Origin of the sequence: Microbacterium sp. CH-015, from assembly GCF_049707015.1 — a bacterium.
GTDB lineage: Bacteria > Actinomycetota > Actinomycetes > Actinomycetales > Microbacteriaceae > Microbacterium > Microbacterium aurum.
Genome location: NZ_JBNAFJ010000008.1, coordinates 20,299 through 36,833 on the forward strand (window position 1 = coordinate 20,299; position 16,535 = coordinate 36,833).

Genomic DNA, 16,535 nt, shown 5'->3' on the forward strand with positions numbered 1-16,535 from the left:
CCGGGGATCAGCGCTCGATCTGCGCGAGGTGGAACTCCTCGTCGCCGAGGAAGAAACGCTCCCCGGCGTCGATCTGGCTCCCGGGCTCCACCTCGATCTCGTCGCCCATGAGCGTGCGCACGAGCACGCCGTTGGTCGAACCGAGGTCGGTGACCACCCAGGCCTCGTCCCGCCGCTCCAGCCGCGCGTGGGTCTTGGAGACCGTCCGGGCATCGCCCGGCACGGCGACCAGCTGCGCGCCGGGGAAGGCGGCATCGCCGACGGGCCGGCGCCCCAGGATGACCACGTCACTCGTGAGCGGCACGGGGGCCCCGGATGCCGGCACCAGCTGCCAGGTCGGCTTCTTCGCCCGCCGAGTGATCACGGTCTGGTCCAGATCGTCGTCGTCGGCGAACGGCTCGAGCCGGCGCTGCTGCGCCGACACGGCGTTCAGCGCCGAGCGGGGCGAGCCTGCAGCGGGCGATCCGATGACGGCCGACACCTCGCCCGACAGCTCGGGGAAATCCTCCGGTTCGCCCGGCGCCACGGCGAACGCCGGCCACGGCCGCGCCCGGCGGCTGGGCGGCTCGGCATCCGGGTCCACCGCGGAGCGGACGGCGCGGGGCGCCTCGGTCGTGACGGGCGGCGCCGAGGCGGCGGGCGCCGGGCGCTCGATGACGGTGTCCGCCGCGGAATCGACCGGCTCGACCGGCTCGATCCGTTCGGCACGCGCCGCGCGTGCGGACGGCTGCGCCGCCGGCACGCGCGTGACCGTGGCACTCTCCGGCAGCGGCACCGCCGTCGAACGCCGACCGGGCACGACATCGATCGGCGCATCGTCGGCGGTGACCGGAGGCACGACATGGCGACCGCCGGCGGCCGACGCCGGCAGGAAGTGCGACGGCGCGATCGCGGACACGTCGTCGACCTCGGACGGCCACTTCGCGTCGTCGTCTGCGAGGCCGTCGGCTGCACCCGGCACGACGGCGGATGCCGCGGCGCGCTGATCGGCGTCCGCGTCGGCGGCCGGCACGGGCGCCGGACGGGACGCGGCGGCGGGTGCGGGCGGGACGGCGGAGATCGGCACCTGCGCGGCCGCGGCGGGAGAAACGGCGGCACCCGACTCCGACGCACCGGCCGCAGCCGGCGGAACCGCGGACACGGGGTCGGCGGCGGCAGCGACCGGCGACACCGGCTCGGGCGCAGCAGCCACGGGAGTGGCGGGCTCGGGGGCGGCAGCGGTCGGCGGAACACCCTCGGGCGCGTCGGATGCCGCGGGTGCGGCGGCCGTGCGCGGCGGCGGGGTCGTCGTGGTGTCCGGGGGCGTCCACGCTAGGGCGGAGGTGACCGGCGGCGGTGCGAACGCGCTCAGCGGGTCGACGTCCTGCGGCGCGGCGGGCGTCTCGGGTGCGGCGGACGCAGAAGGCACAGCGGACGCAGAAGGCACAGCAGACGCGGGAGACGGCGAAGACGCGGAAGACGCAGACACAGGTCCGGCGCCCCCGAGACGCCCGCCGGCGGCAGCGGCCCCCGCATCCGCCCCCGGGAACAGCGACGCGAACGGCGACCCGGGCGCGGGGGTGCGCGGGGCGGAGGCTGCCGGCTCCGCGTCCGCGGCCGGCGCCGGCGGCTTCCAGCCGGCGGGGCGCGCGCCGAGCCAGCGCGCGGGACCGAATCCGAGGATGCTCGCCCACACGACGAACACGAGCGCGGCCAGCACCGTCATGCCGGCGCCGTAGCCGAAGCCGGAGTTGATGCGGTGCGCCGAGATCACGACGAGCACGAACACGACGATGGACAGCGGCGGAATGAGGGCGAGGAGCACCAGCCACGGGCTGAACCCGCCCCAGCGCAGCACGGTCGCGACGTTGAGGAACGGGACCCAGCCCTTCCAGGACTCCTCCCCCATCTTGCGGAACATCGCGCCGAGCGCGAGCGATGTCCACACGTACAGCGCCACGCCGACCACGAGCGAAAGCAGGCTCAGCAGCGCGACAACGGATTCGTCGATCGGTGCGTTCATGCGGTGCGCCGCGAGGTGGATGCCGCGCGACTCCCCCTCTCGGTATGGGTCAGCCTCGAGCTCGTGGACCGCCGGCGCCGGAGGGTGCGGCGCAGGGCCGCCGGCACCAGCGACGCCGGGACGAACGATCTCAACGATACGGCTGCGCGCAGCCGGCGCCATCCCGTCGGCGCGAAACCGGCGCGTTCGGCGTCGACGATCCGCCAGAACTCCGCGGCCTCGTCGTCCGTCGCGCCCGCCCCCGAGAACACGGCGGCGTCGGCGGCGACCGCGAGCGTCCCGGATGCCGGGGTGGCCAGCGCCGCGGCGACCTCGGTGCGGGTGGCGGCGGCGGGCGGGGTCCTCCCGGCATCGGCGGCCGCGTCGAGGAACTCCTCCCACCCGCCGGCGATGCGGGCGGCGGGCGCGGCGGCGCGGCGACGGCCCCGGCGGCGGAGCGCCTTGGCGCCCACGACGAGCAGAAACGGCCCGAGCACCACAAGCGCCACGCCCAGGACGATCCCGCTGATCCGCAGCGTCGCCCACAGCCACTCCAGGTCGACGGCCTCGTCGCGCTCGACGGGAGCGGCGGAGTCCTCCTGCGCCGGACGCGGGGGCTGCACCTCGTCGACCCCGTCGGGCCGCACCGCGGTGCCGATCGTGGGGTCGGGCTGTTCGGTCAGCTCGCGGCTCGGGGCCTGGGCGTGCTGCGGCGTGACATCGACGGGGATCCAGTCGCCCGTCGAGGCCCGCACCTCGACCCACGCCGACACATCGCCGGCGTGGCACACACCCGCCGCGCAGACCGCGGCATCCGGATCGTCGGAGGTGAGCCGCGTGCCGACGACGACGCGCGACGGGAAGCCGAGCTCCCGCGCGATGAGCGCCGTGGCGACGGCGAACTGCTCGTCGTCGCCGACCGCGGCGACGTAGTTGTCCGACGCCGCGGCGCGGGGATCGGCCTCGCGTTCGAGGAGAGCCGTGAACATCTCGTCGATGCGCGCGAGGGAGTGCCCGGAGGCGCTGGGCGCGAACTCGTAAGCCCCCAGCGCGCTCATCCAGGCGGTGCCCTCGGCGGGCTCGGTGAGGGCGTGACTGAGGTAGCCGCGGTCGCGCAGCAGCGACACGAGACCCTCCAGCGCAGCGCCGCCGGTGCCCGACACGTGCGCCTGCACCCAGGTGCGCAGGCTCGCCGGCGCCGCGACGGCGTCCTCGCCCCCGGCGCCGCCGATGCTGCCCTGACCGCCGGGAGCGGATGCCTCGGCCAGCGCCGGCGCCTCGGGGACAGCGGCCTGCAGCCGGTACGCGTCGCCGGGGGCCCAGCCGGCGGTCTGCACCGCGGCGGACAGCTCGTCGCTGACGTAGAACCCATCGGCGAGCGCGGCGGCGCGGGCGCCCTCGAAGGTCACCGATCCGACGACGCCGGCCGACGGCATCCAGAGCCCCGCGAGCCCGGTCTGCCCCGGCGCGCCCAGCGCGCCGATGACGACGTCGGCGTCGACGGGGGTGCCGGCACCGGCATCCCGCGCCGACGCGAGACGTACGAAGGGGGAGCCGGCGGCGGACGCATCGGTGCGGAAGACCGCGCCGTCGTACCGGTCGAGCACCGCGAGCCGCACCCGCTCGGGCGTCGCGTCGCCGGTCGCGCTGAAGAGCACCTGGTCGATCTCACCGTCGGCGAACAGGGCGCGATACGAGGCCAGCGGACTCACGGCGCGTGACAGTTCGACGCGGGGGCCGGTCGCCTCCCGAAGCACGACGCGCTCTCCGGATGCCGCGGTCGCCGGCACGGCGAGGGCCGCCGCCGCCGCGACCACGACCATGCCCGCCCCGAGCGCCGCCCGGCGCGCGTCCGCCGCCGCCGGGCGGCGCACCCGCACCCCGCTGCGGGCGGTGGCACGCCGGAGCGCCCGCACGCGCTCGTCGCGGCTGCGCCAGGCCAGCCACAGCACGCCGGCGAGGAGCGATCCGATGCCGACGGCGGTCTCGACGGGGGCCGCGAGGGTCAGCGGGCCGACGGTCAGCGGGGCGCTCACCTCGGTGCGCCCGAACAGCAGCCCGAACCCCGACATCCCCACCCCCACAGCGACCGCGAGCACCCCGAGCGTGTCGGTGCGCCACGCGAGCAGCAGTGCGGACGCGGTCCCCACGAGGAAGACGATCAGCCCCGGCACCAGCAGGTTGCGGTACGAGCCGACCGGCAGGTCGACCGTCAGGAGGTCCTTCCAGCCGAACAGCGCCCCGGCGATCAGCTCCCCGAGCCCGTGCAGCAGCTGGTCGGGCGGGCCGAGGCGGGACGGCACCGCGAGCGGGACGCCGACGAGCAGCACGGCCGCCGTGACGAGCCCGGCCGCCGCCCACCCGTTCCACTGTCGCCAGCGCACGAGCACGGCGATCCCGGCGCCGATGAGGGATGCCGCGGCGACGAGCACCACGAACGAGAGCGACCGGTAGATCGGCCAGGCCGCGACGGCCGCCAGCACCACCGCGACGGCGACATAGATCGCGCCGGCGAGGACCTTCACGAGGTCACCCCCCGCAGCAGCAGCCCGGCGAGGTCGTCCAGCGTCCCGATCGTGACGACCGTCAGCGCGCCCGCGACCTGCGTGCGCGGGTGGGCGCGCTCGTCGCAGACGACGGCGATGACCGCGGCATCCGCCGGGAACGCCAGCGCCGCCTGACGCAGCGCCGCGAGACCGACGTGCGACCCGGTGACCATGACGGCGATCGAGAGCCGCTCGTTCGCCTCCGCCGCCAGGCGGCAGACGTCCGCGAAGGCCATCGTGTTGGCGAGCCGGTCGACGCCGCTGAACCCGTCGAGCACGACGCGCGGCGCGGTCGCCGGAATGTGCCGGATCGCCCGCAGTCGGCCGCGGACGACGCGCGGGATCTCGGCACCGACGACGATGTCGAGATCGCGCGCGTCGTGCACGGCGCGGAGGGTCAGGGAAGCGGCGGCGCTGACGGCGAGCTCGAACTCGTCGGCGGAGGCGTACTCCGCCTCCGCGAGCCCCAGCACGACGGCCATCCGCGAGCGCCGGGACTCCTCGTACTGGCGCACCATGAGCTGGCCGGTCTTCGCCGTCGACTTCCAGTGGATCTGCCGGCGCGAGTCGCCCGGGGCGTATTCACGGATCGCGTGGAAGGACATGTCCGCATCCACCAGGCGCCGGGTGGGACTGCCGTCGAGGTCGCGGATGAGACCGGCGCTCGAGGAGGGCACCACGGTCGTGCGGGGGTGGACGTAGAGGTCGTGCACATCGTCGAACGCGTGCTCGCGCCGCAGCATCCCGAGCGGGTCGGAGCGCACCGTGGTGGCCGGGCCGATCCGGACGATGCCGCGCCGCTGCGGGGGCAGCTCGAGGGTCTGCTCCGACGAGGCCCCGGGCCGGAGCATCGGCACGCCGAACTCCACGAGCCCCGCGCCGACGGCGACGTCGATGCGGCCCGGCAGGGCGATGCGCGTGCCGGTGTTGCGGACGGTCACGGTCGCGACGGCGGGCGAGCCGGCGACGACGCGCTCGTGCCCGAGGGCGAGGCCGACGTCGTACGCGCGGGCGTGGAAGAGGAACGGGATGCTGAGCAGCAGCAGCACCAGCGCGGCGGCACCGGCGACGAGCGCCTCGACCCAGCCGAACACCACCCCGGCCGCGAGTCCCGCCGTCGCGGCGGCCAGCACGAGCGCACCGGCCGGGCGGATCGTCGCGCGGCACCAGGCGGCGAACGCGCGCAGCCCGGCGCGCGTCGCCGTCCACGCGCGCGAGGCCCGCACGGCGGCGCCGACGAGGGCGCGGGAGCGCTGCGAGGTGACCTCGGTCCGCTCGCCGGTCAGTCCCCCCGCCGCGGTGCGGGTCAGTCGGGTGTCGCCGAGGGTCACACGCTCTCCCGGCGGGTGGGCGGCGGCACGTCGAGCAGCACCTGGCCGATGACGGCTTCCTGGGTGACCCCGTCGAACTCGGCCTCGGGGTGCAGGATGAGCCGGTGGGCGAGGACCGCCACCGCGAGCCGCTTGACGTCGTCGGGGGTGACGTAGGTGCGGCCGTGGGCGGCGGCCGATGCACGCGAGGCGCGGGTCAGGGCGAGGGCACCGCGGATGCTGACGCCGAGGCGCACCTCGTCGGCCGAACGTGTGCCGTCGACGAGACGGGCGATGTAGTCGAGCACGAGCGCGTCGACGTAGACGTCGGCGGCGAGCTCGGCCATGCCGGCGAGGGCGCCGGGGGTGATCACCGGCGCCAGTTCGGCGGTCGCGACGGCGGCCTGATCGAGGATCCGCACTGTGGCGGCGTGGTCGGGGTAGCCGAGGGAGGTGCGCAGCAGGAAGCGGTCCAGCTGCGCCTCCGGCAGCCGGTAGGTGCCCGCCTGCTCGACCGGATTCTGCGTCGCCAGCACGAGGAAGGGCCGCCCGACGTCGCGGGTGACGCCGTCGATCGTGACACGCCCCTCCTCCATGACCTCCAGCAGCGCGGCCTGCGTCTTCGGGCTCGCGCGGTTGATCTCGTCGGCGAGGACGATGTTGGCGAAGATCGGCCCGGCGTGGAACTCGAACGCGCCGGTCTTCTGGTCGTAGACCGTGATGCCGGTGATGTCGCCGGGGAGGAGGTCCGGTGTGAACTGGATGCGGGTCGTCGTGCCCTGCACCGACTGCGCGACGGCGCGCGCCAGCGAGGTCTTCCCGGTGCCCGGCACGTCCTCGATGAGGACGTGCCCCTCGCTCAGCATCGCCGTGAGGACGAGCTCGACGACGTGACGCTTGCCGAGGACGGCGCGCTCGACGTTGTCGGCCAGCTGGGAGAACGTCTGGGCGAACCAGGTCGCCTGCTCGGTCGTGATCGTCATGGGGTGCTCTCCTGGGGGGAAGGGGTGCAGCGGGCGGACAACTGTGCGGTGGCGTCGTCCAGGCGCCAGCCCTGGCGCGACCAGTCGACCTCGACGCGGATGCCGGTGACCTGCACCGCGGCGTCGGGGACGAGCCAGGGGTTCTCGCCGGTCGGCAGGGTCGCGCCGTTCTCGTCGAGATAGCTGATGCGACTCGTGTCGAAGGTGATGGCGGCCAGCGATCCGGTGGAACTCGACGTGCGGGCGAGTTCGCTGCCGCCGGTGCAGGCGCCGAGACCCCAGCTGGCCTGCACCTGGTAGGGCGCGCTGCCGGCGGCAGGGCTGACGGTGCCCCAGGCGGACTGCCACCAGCCGGAGGTGTGCTCGTAGCGCACCTGGATGCGCGGATCGGCGTCGAAGACGGTGCTGCCGGGCCAGCCGCTGAAGGCGACGACGTTCTCGTTGGGGACCGTCTCGCGCGAGGTCGGCTGCTGGTCGATCGTCCATGTCGCGCGGTTGCCGTCGACGTGCGCGGTCGGCCCGACGACGAACGTGTACCCGGTCGGCGCCGCTCCGCTCTGGACGGCCCGGACCTCGGCGGTCGTGGTGGTACTGCCGAACGAACGCCCGTCGAACCACGACTCCGCGCACAGCACGAACGTGTAGAGGCGCCCGTCGTCGAGGCCGCGGAAGACCTCGGGGGACCCGTTCGGCGAGGTGCGGCAGGTCTGCCCGTCCTGCACGATGCCGTACCGGACCGTCGCCCCGTCGCCGCCGGGGGTGGCGGCGCCGGTCGCTGTCACGTCGACCTTGCCCCGGCCGACGTTGACCGCCGACAGGGTGAGCGCGGGCGAGGTGGGTGCGCCGATGCCGTGTGCGAGGACGACCATCGACCCCGGCGCGGGCCCCGGCAGGCCCGGGGGCACGGCGTAGCGCGACAGCGGCGTCACCGTCACCGGGGTGTCGGTGTTCGCCCCGACCCGGAACGACGCCACCGACACCTGCGTCTGACGCGGATCCACCGCGATCGTCTGGGTCTCCCCCGCCGGGCTGCTGATCTGCAGCGCACCGGTGTCGGCGGCATCCACCCCTCGGATCGTCAGCGACGCGACCCCGCCCTCGGGACCGGCCACGACGGGCGTTGCGCTCGCGTCGGTGGGCGCGGCCGGCGGGTCGTACGCCCACGCCGTGGTGCGCACCGCGGCCCGTGAGAAGCCCACCGCGTTCGCGGCGACCACCTCGTAGACGCGCTGCTCGCCGTTGGGCGCGGCGATGGCGGGGCACGTGCCCTGCGGGCTGCAGGTCGCGACCTTCTGACCACCCTGGCGCACCTCGAACCCGGTGAGGGCGGGGTAGGCGGCCTGGGCGGGGCCGGGGTCCACCCGCAGCGTCACACTGCCGTCGGCGTAGCCGGACTGCGCGATGCTCGCGGGCGCCTGCGGGAACCCCTGCAGGTCGAGCAGCAGGCGGCCGTCGCGCGCCGCGGCGCTCTGCCGGCCCTGCGCGTCGCGGACCGTGAAGGTCGCGGTGCAGGTCGCGCCTGGCGCGTCGTCGCTCCAGCTCGCCGTGATGCGGGTCGCCGACGCGACCGAGAACGTCACGCCGGTGCACGCGCCCGCGGGGGCGACGGCGACCACCTGCAGCGGAGTGCTCGGCAGCGGGTTGACCTCGCCGGAGACGCCCACGACCTCGATCGAGCATGACCTGCCTGAGGCCTGGCTGCACTGCTGCTGCACCGAGCCGCCCTGAGGCAGGGTCGAGGGGGCGGCGCCCACCCGCAGCGCGATGCGCGCGGGGGTGACGCCGGGGTGGCTGGTCACCTCGACGACGACGCCCTCGACCGTGCCCGGCGCGGCGTCGTCCCGGCCCCGGACCGTCAGCTGGGTGCCGGCGAGGGTGACGTCGAAGGATGCCGCGGTGTCGGCGACCCGGTACTCGATCGCCTCCGGGCGCCCCTGCCACGTCGTCATCGACCCGAGGTCGAACACGTGGGTCTCGCCGGGGGCGACCTCGAGGGAGGCGGGCGCGAGCGTCGGCTGCGGGTCGATCGGGGTGACGACGACCGGAACCGAGAGCACCGTCCAGTTCGTCTGGCCCGCCAGTCGCACCGGCACGAGGCAGGCGTCGGACCACGGCGCGCCCGCTCCGGCCGTGTACCGGATGGTCGTCCCGCTCACGAGCGTGCAGGTGGCCGCCTCGCGCGCGCCCGCGGCGCGCACCGCGGCACCGTCGTCGCCGCCGACCTCGAGCGTCGCCCCGCGCGGCGTCGCCACCATCGTCGCGAGGTCCGCCTCTGCCTGCGCACCCTCGCCGACGGTCAGCGGCGCGATGCCCGGGCGCAGCGCGAGAGACACTTCGGAGGCGGCGGGGATCCGCAGGAACGCGTACGTGGTCACGGTTCCGCCGGCGGTCTCCCCCGTGACGGAGAACGGGATCAGGTGGGCCTTGTCGTCGACGCGGCCGCGCAGGCGCGCGCCATCGGCGACGATGCCCGCCGGCGCACCCCACAGCCCGAGGGTGAGCTCCGCGGCATCCCCTCCCGACCACAGCACCTTGCCGCGCAGCACGTCGATGCCGTCGGCGAGGTCGTCGCGGTTCTCCACCGTGAGCACGGTGTCCTCCACGACCGGGTAGTCCGGCACGCGCTGGCTCACGACCTTGACGACGAGCAGGCCCCGCGCGGTGTTGCCGGAGGTCGACTCCACGTCGTACAGGAACGACATCGTGCCGGGCTCGGTACCCGCGGCGATCGTGACCGTGTCATCGGTGATCGACTCGATGAGGTCGTTCAGCCGCGTGAACTCCGGGGTGGGCGTGCCGTCGAGGGCGAGCTCGGGGACATCGGGGCGCACCGCGACGAGCGTCAGCGCCCCCTGCATCGGGTCGAGGTCGTTGGCCAGGGGGTGCACCCGGATGACGCTGTCGGCGCCCGACTGCACGTGGACGTAGTCGGTGTAGGTCACCGGGGCCGGATCGACGTCGCCGCTCAGCACCCCGATGCGCACCGTGCCGGTGCCGGTCGCGCCCTGCGGATCCACGACGCGGTAGGTGAAGGAATCCTGCCCGTTCGTGCCGGCGAGGCTCGTGTAGACGATCGAGGTGCCGTCGGCGGAGATCACCGCCGAGCCGTGCGTGGGCTGCGTCACGATCCGGTCGAGCCGCACGACGTCGCCGTCGGGGTCCATCCCGAAGCCGTCGAAGGGGATCGTCGTCGACAGCCCGCTGAGCACCCGGCCGGACAGCCGCGTGGGCAGCGGCTCGCGGTTGGTGTCGTCGGCGACCACCCGCACGCGCAGCGTCGCGATGTCGCCGAGCGCGGGCGCGCCGGTCGTGAACGCCCGATACCCGACGGTGTACTCGCCCGGCTGGTCGGGGGCGAGGTAGCGCAGGAGGTCGCCGGAGGCGAAGGCGAGCGCGTCGGTGGAGGACGACTCGATCGACTCCGGGTCCAGCCGCGGGCGGGTGCCGGGCGCGGCGACGTCGTTGGCGAGCACGGGGATGTCGACCTGCGCGCCGGCGCGGACGATCACGGAGTCGTCCACCGCGATGGGAGCCGCCTCGGCGGCCGGCGGCAGCAGGTACACCGTCGCCTGCCCCTCCACCTGCGAGCCCTCGTCGGCGGTGCCGTCGCTCACGTGGTACGACACGGTGCCGAGCGGCCCGGACTGTCCCGACGCCGTGGATCCCGACACCCGCAGCTGGCTCTGCCCCACGGCATCCGCCGCCAGCGACGAGCCGGAGGCGGCATGCACGACGACGTCGCTGAGCAGCAGCACCCGGCCGGTGGGGTTGGAGACGGCCGCGAAGACGTCGACGGTCGCGTCGGCCTGCGGCCGGACGAAGGCGACGACCGGGGCCGTCGACAGGTCCGCGGGGGCGTCGGGGGCGAGCAGCGTGATGCGCACGGTGCCCGTCGCGTCGTGACCTCCGCCGGAGACGGTGACGGCGACGCGGTACGTGCCGGGCGCGGAGGCGGCGAAGTCGAACTGCGTCGAGCCGCCGACCACCGTCGCCGACGCGGCGGCGTCGTCGAGCACGCGCGCCGCCGTCAGCGCGAGATCGCCTGCCGTCCCGGTGACGTGGGGCGCGACGTCCACCGTGACACGGGAGTCGGCGACGCCGGTGACGGCGAAGGACTGCACGACCGGCTGCGCGTCGCCGCGCACCCGCACGACGAGCTGCTTCGTCGTCGTCGCCCCGCGCGCGTCGGCGACCGTCAGCGTCACCGCGGCGGACTGCTCGTCGGCGGCGCCGGTGTCGTTGTGCTGGAAGACGACGTCGCCCTGCGGCGTCGTCGCGACCTGGCCGAGCCCCGAGTCGTCGGTCGCCGACAGCAGGAGCACGGGGTCGCCCTCGGGGTCGACCCAGTCGCCCAGCACCGGCAGGCTGATCGTGCCGCCGGGCGCCACCTCGGGCGAGGGCCAGTCCTGCTGGCAGCCGTCCACACCGCACCACACCGGAGCGGAGTTTTCGCCTTCGCCCACCACCCGCAGCGTCACGGTCGCCGGCTGCGACATCAGCCCGTCCGGACTGGTGCCGTCGGTCACGGCGTAGGAGAAGCTCGCGATGCCTGCGGCATCCGGCGCCACCCGCACCGCCAGACGCTGTCGGTCATCGGTGGTCGTCACGACCCCGAACGCGGGGTCGAGCCCCGTGACGGATGCCGGGTCCACCGCGAGCACGTCCTCGTTGGGATCGTGGTCGTTGAGCAGCAGGGGAAGGGACACGAGCTCGCCCGGCCGCACGCCGAACGCGTCGTCCTCCGCGACCGGCGGCCGCGGGTCGATGACCGGCGGCGGTTCCTGCTCGTTAGTCGTCGACGCCGTCTGCACGTCGTCGTCGAGGTTCCAGTTCTGACTCGACGGCAGCAGCGCCCCGTCCGGAGCCGACCAGACCCAGCCCGACCGTGCGTCGTTGAGCACGAGGGAGTCCCCCGCCGCGACGAAGGTGGGCCGGCGCTGGGCCGGCAGCGTCAGGCCGCCGTAGTCGAGCGTGACGTCGCCGCCCGTCGAGGTCCAGAGGGTCCCGGGGCCCGCACCCTCGGGCAGCCACGCCGCCGAGACGGTCTCGCCGTCGACGACGGGACGGGCGGGCGTTCCGCGCGAGGTCGTGCTGTCGCCGAAGACGCGCTCGGCCGTCCCGTCCGCGACGTCCAGCCGCACGAGCCCGCTCTCGTCAGCGAGGTAGACGGCATCGCCGGCGACGGCGCGGCTGACCGCGACGGCGCCCGCCGTGCCGGTGCCGCCCGCGGCGTCCGCGGTCCAGAACCTCCCCGCGGCGGTGTCGAGCAGCACCCAGGCGTCGCCGGCCGCTGTCAGCGCCAGCGCGTCCGCGTCGGCCTGGACCTCGTCGGAGCGCTCCACCTGCCCCGACGCGATGTCCACGCGCACGACGGTGCCGGCATCGGCGGAGTAGCTGAACACGTCGCCGTCGGCCGTCACGGAGATCGCGTCGGAGGTGTACGGCGCGGCATCCTCGGCCTCCGCCTCCTCGGCGCCGCCGGCGCGCGGATCGATCTGCGCGAGCGTGCCCGTCGACAGCCGCCCGGCATACACCGCCCCCGCATCGGTGCGGTACGCGACGTAGTCGCCGACGCTGTCGGTCTCGGCCGTGCCCGCCGGTGCGGCGCTCGCGTCGCGCAGCCCCTCGGTGTCGAGGTCGATCGGCACGGCGTCGTCGATGCGGATGACCTTCGAGTCGCTGTCGGTGAACATGTACGCGCCCGTCGGGGCCGTGACGATGCGGCTGGGGTTGCTGACGGCGCGCACGGTGTCGAGCTCGCCGATCGCCGTGTTCACGCGGGCGTAGCGCAGTCCGTCGGCCTGCAGGACCCACGCCGTGACGTCGCGGGGCGGGGTCTCCTGCGCATCCAGTCCCGGCCAGGCGATGCTCACCCCCGCGACGAGCGCGATGACGGCACCGGCGGCGCTGAGACCCGCGACGGTTCCCCGGCGCATCAGTGCGATCCCGTCCAGACGATCGCGAACGCGGTCGCGGCGAGCGCCAGCAGCACGGCGCTGGAGGCGACGATCCACGGCCACACGTGCCGGCCGGAGGCGCCGGCGATGGCCTCGTCGTCCTCGTTCGTCGGCGAGCGGCGCACGGTGTCCGCCCCGGCACTGCGGCGCCGGCCGTCGTGCTCGACCCGGCTGCGCGCCGGTCCCCGCACCGTCGTGTCGGCGAAGTCGACGGCGTCGGATGCCGGCATCCACTCGTCGGTCGGAACCTCCAGCGGCGTCGGCGCCAGCCCAGCCGCCCGCTGCACGGCGCGCACCGCCTCGCCGAACTCGCGGGCGGAGGCGAATCGGCGATCGGGGTCACGGGTCATCGCGGTCGCGAGCACGTGCTGCAGATCGTCGGGGACGTCCGGCCGCGCGATCGGGACGTAGGTGGCGCGCGCGATACGCCGGCGCATGAGGTCGCGCGTGTTCTGATCCTTCTCGCGGCGCTCGAACGGGCTGTGCCCCGCCAGCAGCGAGTACACCGTCGCCCCGAGGCTCCAGACCTCGCTCGCCACCGTGCCGCCGGTGTGCTCGGCGACGACCTCCGGCGCGCTCCACGGGATCGACATCGCGAGCACATCCGGCGCCGCGCTGCGCACGAGCGAGGAGGAGATGCCGAAGTCGGCGAGCACAGCGGAGCCGAAACTCGTCACGAGGATGTTGCTGGGCTTGATGTCGCGGTGGATGAGCCCGGCGCGGTGCGCCGACTCGAGCGCGCCCGCCAGCCGCACGGCGATCGCCATGACCTCGTCAACCGGCATCCGCTCGATGCGGTAGCGCTGTGCGAGGGACCCCGGGCAGTACTCCATCACGATGTAGGGGCGGCCGTCGGCGGAGATGCCCGCCTGGTACACGGTCACGATCGCCGGATGCGCCGACAGGTGCGCGAGCACGTCGGCCTCGGCGTTGAACATCCGCAGCAGATCGGGGTCGTGCTCGTTGGCCGGCAGCACCTTGACCGCAACCGCACGCCGCGGCATGTCCTGCTGGTAGAGGAAGACGTCGGCGAATCCGCCCGAGCCCAGCGGCCGGACGTAGTCGAGGCCGGGGAGCAGAGGCGGCGCGGAAGGGAGCCTGCGCGTCATGGCACCCCTTACCGATCAGCTGGTCGTGTCCCCAGTGGACTCGCTCACATCGACCCGGCGGGTGGAGACGAGAACCCGGCCATGCTAACAAAATGCGATTGTGAGAGTTCTCTAAGGTTCGGCCAACCCGGGGTCGGCGTTCGGGTCGAACGGGGCGTCCAGCGACCGCGTGAGCTCTTCGAGCATCGCCGCGATCTGCGGCTCGACGTACTGGCTCACCGCCGCCTGGATCCGCAGCCGGTGGTGCAGGAGCACGGTGCAGACCTCGCGGCCGACCATGTTGGCGTAGTCGTCGGCGAGCGCGACCTCCTGCCGCAGCGCGACCTTCGCCTCCTCGCTGAGCGGCGGCAGGGCGGGGATGTCGGCATCCACCTCTTCGGCGAGACCGCCGAGCGTGAAGAGGAACGGGGCACCCGGGATGGGGTCGGGATCCAGCGGCAGCCCCTCGAACTCCGGGTCCAGACCCTCGGCGGGGCGGTAGCTGCGCGCGCGGTTACGGGCCGCCTGCTGGTCGAGCTCGGCCTGCAGCATCGGAAGGTTCCGGGACGTGTAGTCCGCGACGGCGTGGTCGACGATCGTCTTGATGCGCGTGGACAGGCCGTGCTGCACGCCGTGCGGGACATCGGCGCCGAGGCCCGCGGCCGACAGCACCGGGGAGCCGAAGCAGCGCCGGCAGGGGGCGATGCGGCCGCGGTGCGTCGCCGGCTCCCAGCGCGGCAGCCAGCGCAGCCAGGCATCCACTGCCTGGCTGACCTGGGTCTCGATCGACCGCTCCACGGGTCCATTGTCGCCGGGCGCAGGCGTTTCCGCGCGGATTTCGCGCGCATCGGCCCGCTGAGCCCCGGGCGGACGGTGCTCGCGTGTTCTCGTGCTCTCGTGCCGAACCCTCGCTCGTGGACCGAACCCTCACCCCTGGGCGCGTCTGGGTGTGAGGGTTCGGCCCGGAGACGAGGGTTCGGCGCACACGCCCCGGGCGAGACCGGGGCGAGACCGGGGCGAGCCCCAGGCGGGACCCGGGCGAGCCCAGAACCGCACCGGTCAGGGGCGGTCGTCCTGCTCCCACGGCCAGCGCGGGCGGCCCGCTCTTGTGCGGACCAGGGCGATGCCGGCCCAGCCCGCCACGAGGGCGGCGGCGGCGAGCACAAGGGCGAACCACGACGTGGCGAAGGCGCCGATCGCGGCCGCGGTGCGCGCGGCATCCGTCGCGGCGAACACCGCTCCGACGGCCAGACCCGCGAGGTAGGCGAGGAAGGTGGCGATGACGATGACCACGACGGCGCCGAACGACGGATGCCGGCGACGCACCGCGACCCACGTCGTCACCGCGAACACGACGGTCGCGGCGCCCGTCGCGATGGCGCCGGGAAGCGGGCCGAGCCCGGGCACGGCGATCACCTCGGCTCCGGAGAGCAGACTCAGCATCCCGAAGCCCGCGATCAGCAGGGCGAAGAAGCCGACCGCCGCGAAGGCCACCGCCACCGGCGGCGAGACTCCGCGGCGCGGCTCGGTCATCAGCTCTGGTGGAGCCGCGGCCCCGCCTCGAGCGTGCGCTCGTACTCGCGCTGCGCTTCGTTGTTGAGCTCGGTGACCCGCTTGCCGCGCGCGGCGACCCACGCACCGAACCAGATCGTCAGCTCACGGCCGAGGATGAACGCCACGATCGACAGCGGCGCGAGCACCTCGCCCTGCACGAGATCGGCGCCTTCGCGGGCGGTGAGCGTCCAGAACGGCGCCTGGAACAGCTGGCCCAGGATGTGACCGGCGTAGGCGACGACGCCGACGATCAGGCCGAAGATCACCCAGTGGCCCCAGCGGCCGCGGTTGATGATGGCGCCCAGCAGCCAGAAGCCGAGGAAGAAGACGACCACGGGAACCCAGAACCACCACGACTGCAGCGCCGCGAGCGCCTCGGTGCCGGCATTGGCCGCGGTGACGTCGCCGTCGATCGCGCGTAGACCCAGCGCGGCGCCGAGGTACAGGATGCCGAAGGCCACCGCCGCCAGCAGGCCGATCGCTCCGGCCGCACCGCGGTTGCCGCGCGGGCGCGGTGCCTCGGGGGCCTGGACGAAGATCGGCTGGGGCGCGGGCGCGACCACGGGGACGACCGGCTCGGCCACCACGACCGTCTCGGCCGCGGGGTCGGTGGAGTACGCACCGGGCGTGTAGGTCTCATCGACCGGGTCGTTGGCGTAGGAGCTGCCGTAGACGGGCGCGGGCTCGACGACGGGCTCCGCCACGGGTTCCGCGTCCACGGGCTCGGCCGCCGGCGCGACCACGACGGGCTCGGCGTCCACGGGCTCCGCGACGACCGCGGGCTCGTCCACCACGGCGGCACGCGTGTCATCGGCGTCGGCCGCCACCGCGGGCGCGACGGGCTCGTCCACGACGACCTCCCGTGAGGCCGCCTCGGCGTCGGCGAGGCCTTCGTGCGCGCTCGCGACGGCGTCATCCACCGAGGTGGGCTCGGATGCCGTGACGTTCTCGTCGACCGGCTCGCCGTACTTGGGGTCGCTCATGGGGGTGTGCTCCTCACGCGGGGCCGATGTCTCACAGACCCGATCTCTCACGAACTTGCGGGCCGCCGCACAGTGAGCGTAGCGCCGCGCCGCGGCGCCGACGTGGAGGCGTGCCGACGTGTCTCGACGGCGA

The 16,535-nt window shown here is 74.6% G+C and carries 9 protein-coding genes; all 9 read right to left on the bottom strand.

The features are described from left to right. Positions 1-7: 7 nt before the first annotated feature. On the bottom strand, positions 8-2,002 hold the full coding sequence (locus tag ACPYN4_RS12085; RefSeq protein WP_424446511.1) for a DUF5684 domain-containing protein: 1,995 nt from the start codon (positions 2,000-2,002) through the stop codon (positions 8-10). Beyond that, on the bottom strand, positions 1,999-4,506 hold the full coding sequence (locus ACPYN4_RS12090) for a transglutaminase domain-containing protein (RefSeq protein ID WP_424446512.1): 2,508 nt from the start codon (positions 4,504-4,506) through the stop codon (positions 1,999-2,001). Before ACPYN4_RS12090 ends, ACPYN4_RS12085 begins: the two co-directional genes overlap by 4 nt. Beyond that, on the bottom strand, positions 4,503-5,858 hold the full coding sequence (locus ACPYN4_RS12095; protein WP_076691669.1) for a DUF58 domain-containing protein: 1,356 nt from the start codon (positions 5,856-5,858) through the stop codon (positions 4,503-4,505). Before ACPYN4_RS12095 ends, ACPYN4_RS12090 begins: the two co-directional genes overlap by 4 nt. After that, the gene (locus tag ACPYN4_RS12100; protein ID WP_076691670.1) at positions 5,855-6,820 is read right to left on the bottom strand and encodes an AAA family ATPase; all 966 of its coding nucleotides are present in this window, start codon (positions 6,818-6,820) and stop codon (positions 5,855-5,857) included. Before ACPYN4_RS12100 ends, ACPYN4_RS12095 begins: the two co-directional genes overlap by 4 nt. After that, entirely contained in the window at positions 6,817-12,756 is a 5,940-nt protein-coding gene (locus tag ACPYN4_RS12105) for an Ig-like domain-containing protein (protein ID WP_424446513.1), read from the bottom strand. The genes ACPYN4_RS12100 and ACPYN4_RS12105 overlap by 4 nt, the downstream gene beginning before the upstream one ends. Next, the gene (locus ACPYN4_RS12110) at positions 12,756-13,886 is read right to left on the bottom strand and encodes a serine/threonine-protein kinase (protein ID WP_424446514.1); all 1,131 of its coding nucleotides are present in this window, start codon (positions 13,884-13,886) and stop codon (positions 12,756-12,758) included. Before ACPYN4_RS12110 ends, ACPYN4_RS12105 begins: the two co-directional genes overlap by 1 nt. A 111-nt stretch (positions 13,887-13,997) precedes the next feature. After that, positions 13,998-14,663 carry a spermidine/putrescine ABC transporter substrate-binding protein gene (locus ACPYN4_RS12115; RefSeq protein WP_076691672.1) on the bottom strand — a complete coding sequence of 222 codons (666 nt, stop codon included), beginning with the start codon at positions 14,661-14,663 and terminating at the stop codon, positions 13,998-14,000. A 261-nt stretch (positions 14,664-14,924) separates the two neighbouring features. Further along, positions 14,925-15,398 carry a DUF6121 family protein gene (locus ACPYN4_RS12120; protein WP_315552713.1) on the bottom strand — a complete coding sequence of 158 codons (474 nt, stop codon included), beginning with the start codon at positions 15,396-15,398 and terminating at the stop codon, positions 14,925-14,927. Then, a complete protein-coding gene (locus ACPYN4_RS12125; RefSeq protein WP_424446515.1) occupies positions 15,398-16,402 on the bottom strand; it encodes an ABC transporter in 1,005 nt (334 codons plus the stop codon). The genes ACPYN4_RS12120 and ACPYN4_RS12125 overlap by 1 nt, the downstream gene beginning before the upstream one ends. Between the last annotated feature and the right edge of the window lie 133 nt (positions 16,403-16,535).

Bases quoted from the DNA above. Each gene is read 5' to 3' on its own strand.
- ACPYN4_RS12100 (WP_076691670.1), bottom strand. From the start codon at position 6,820: ATGACGATCACGACCGAGCAGGCGACCTGGTTCGCCCAGACGTTCTCC.
- ACPYN4_RS12120 (WP_315552713.1), bottom strand. From the start codon at position 15,398: ATGACCGAGCCGCGCCGCGGAGTCTCGCCGCCGGTGGCGGTGGCCTTC.
- ACPYN4_RS12110 (WP_424446514.1), bottom strand. From the start codon at position 13,886: ATGACGCGCAGGCTCCCTTCCGCGCCGCCTCTGCTCCCCGGCCTCGAC.
- ACPYN4_RS12125 (WP_424446515.1), bottom strand. From the start codon at position 16,402: ATGAGCGACCCCAAGTACGGCGAGCCGGTCGACGAGAACGTCACGGCA.
- ACPYN4_RS12085 (WP_424446511.1), bottom strand. From the start codon at position 2,002: ATGAACGCACCGATCGACGAATCCGTTGTCGCGCTGCTGAGCCTGCTT.
- ACPYN4_RS12105 (WP_424446513.1), bottom strand. From the start codon at position 12,756: ATGCGCCGGGGAACCGTCGCGGGTCTCAGCGCCGCCGGTGCCGTCATC.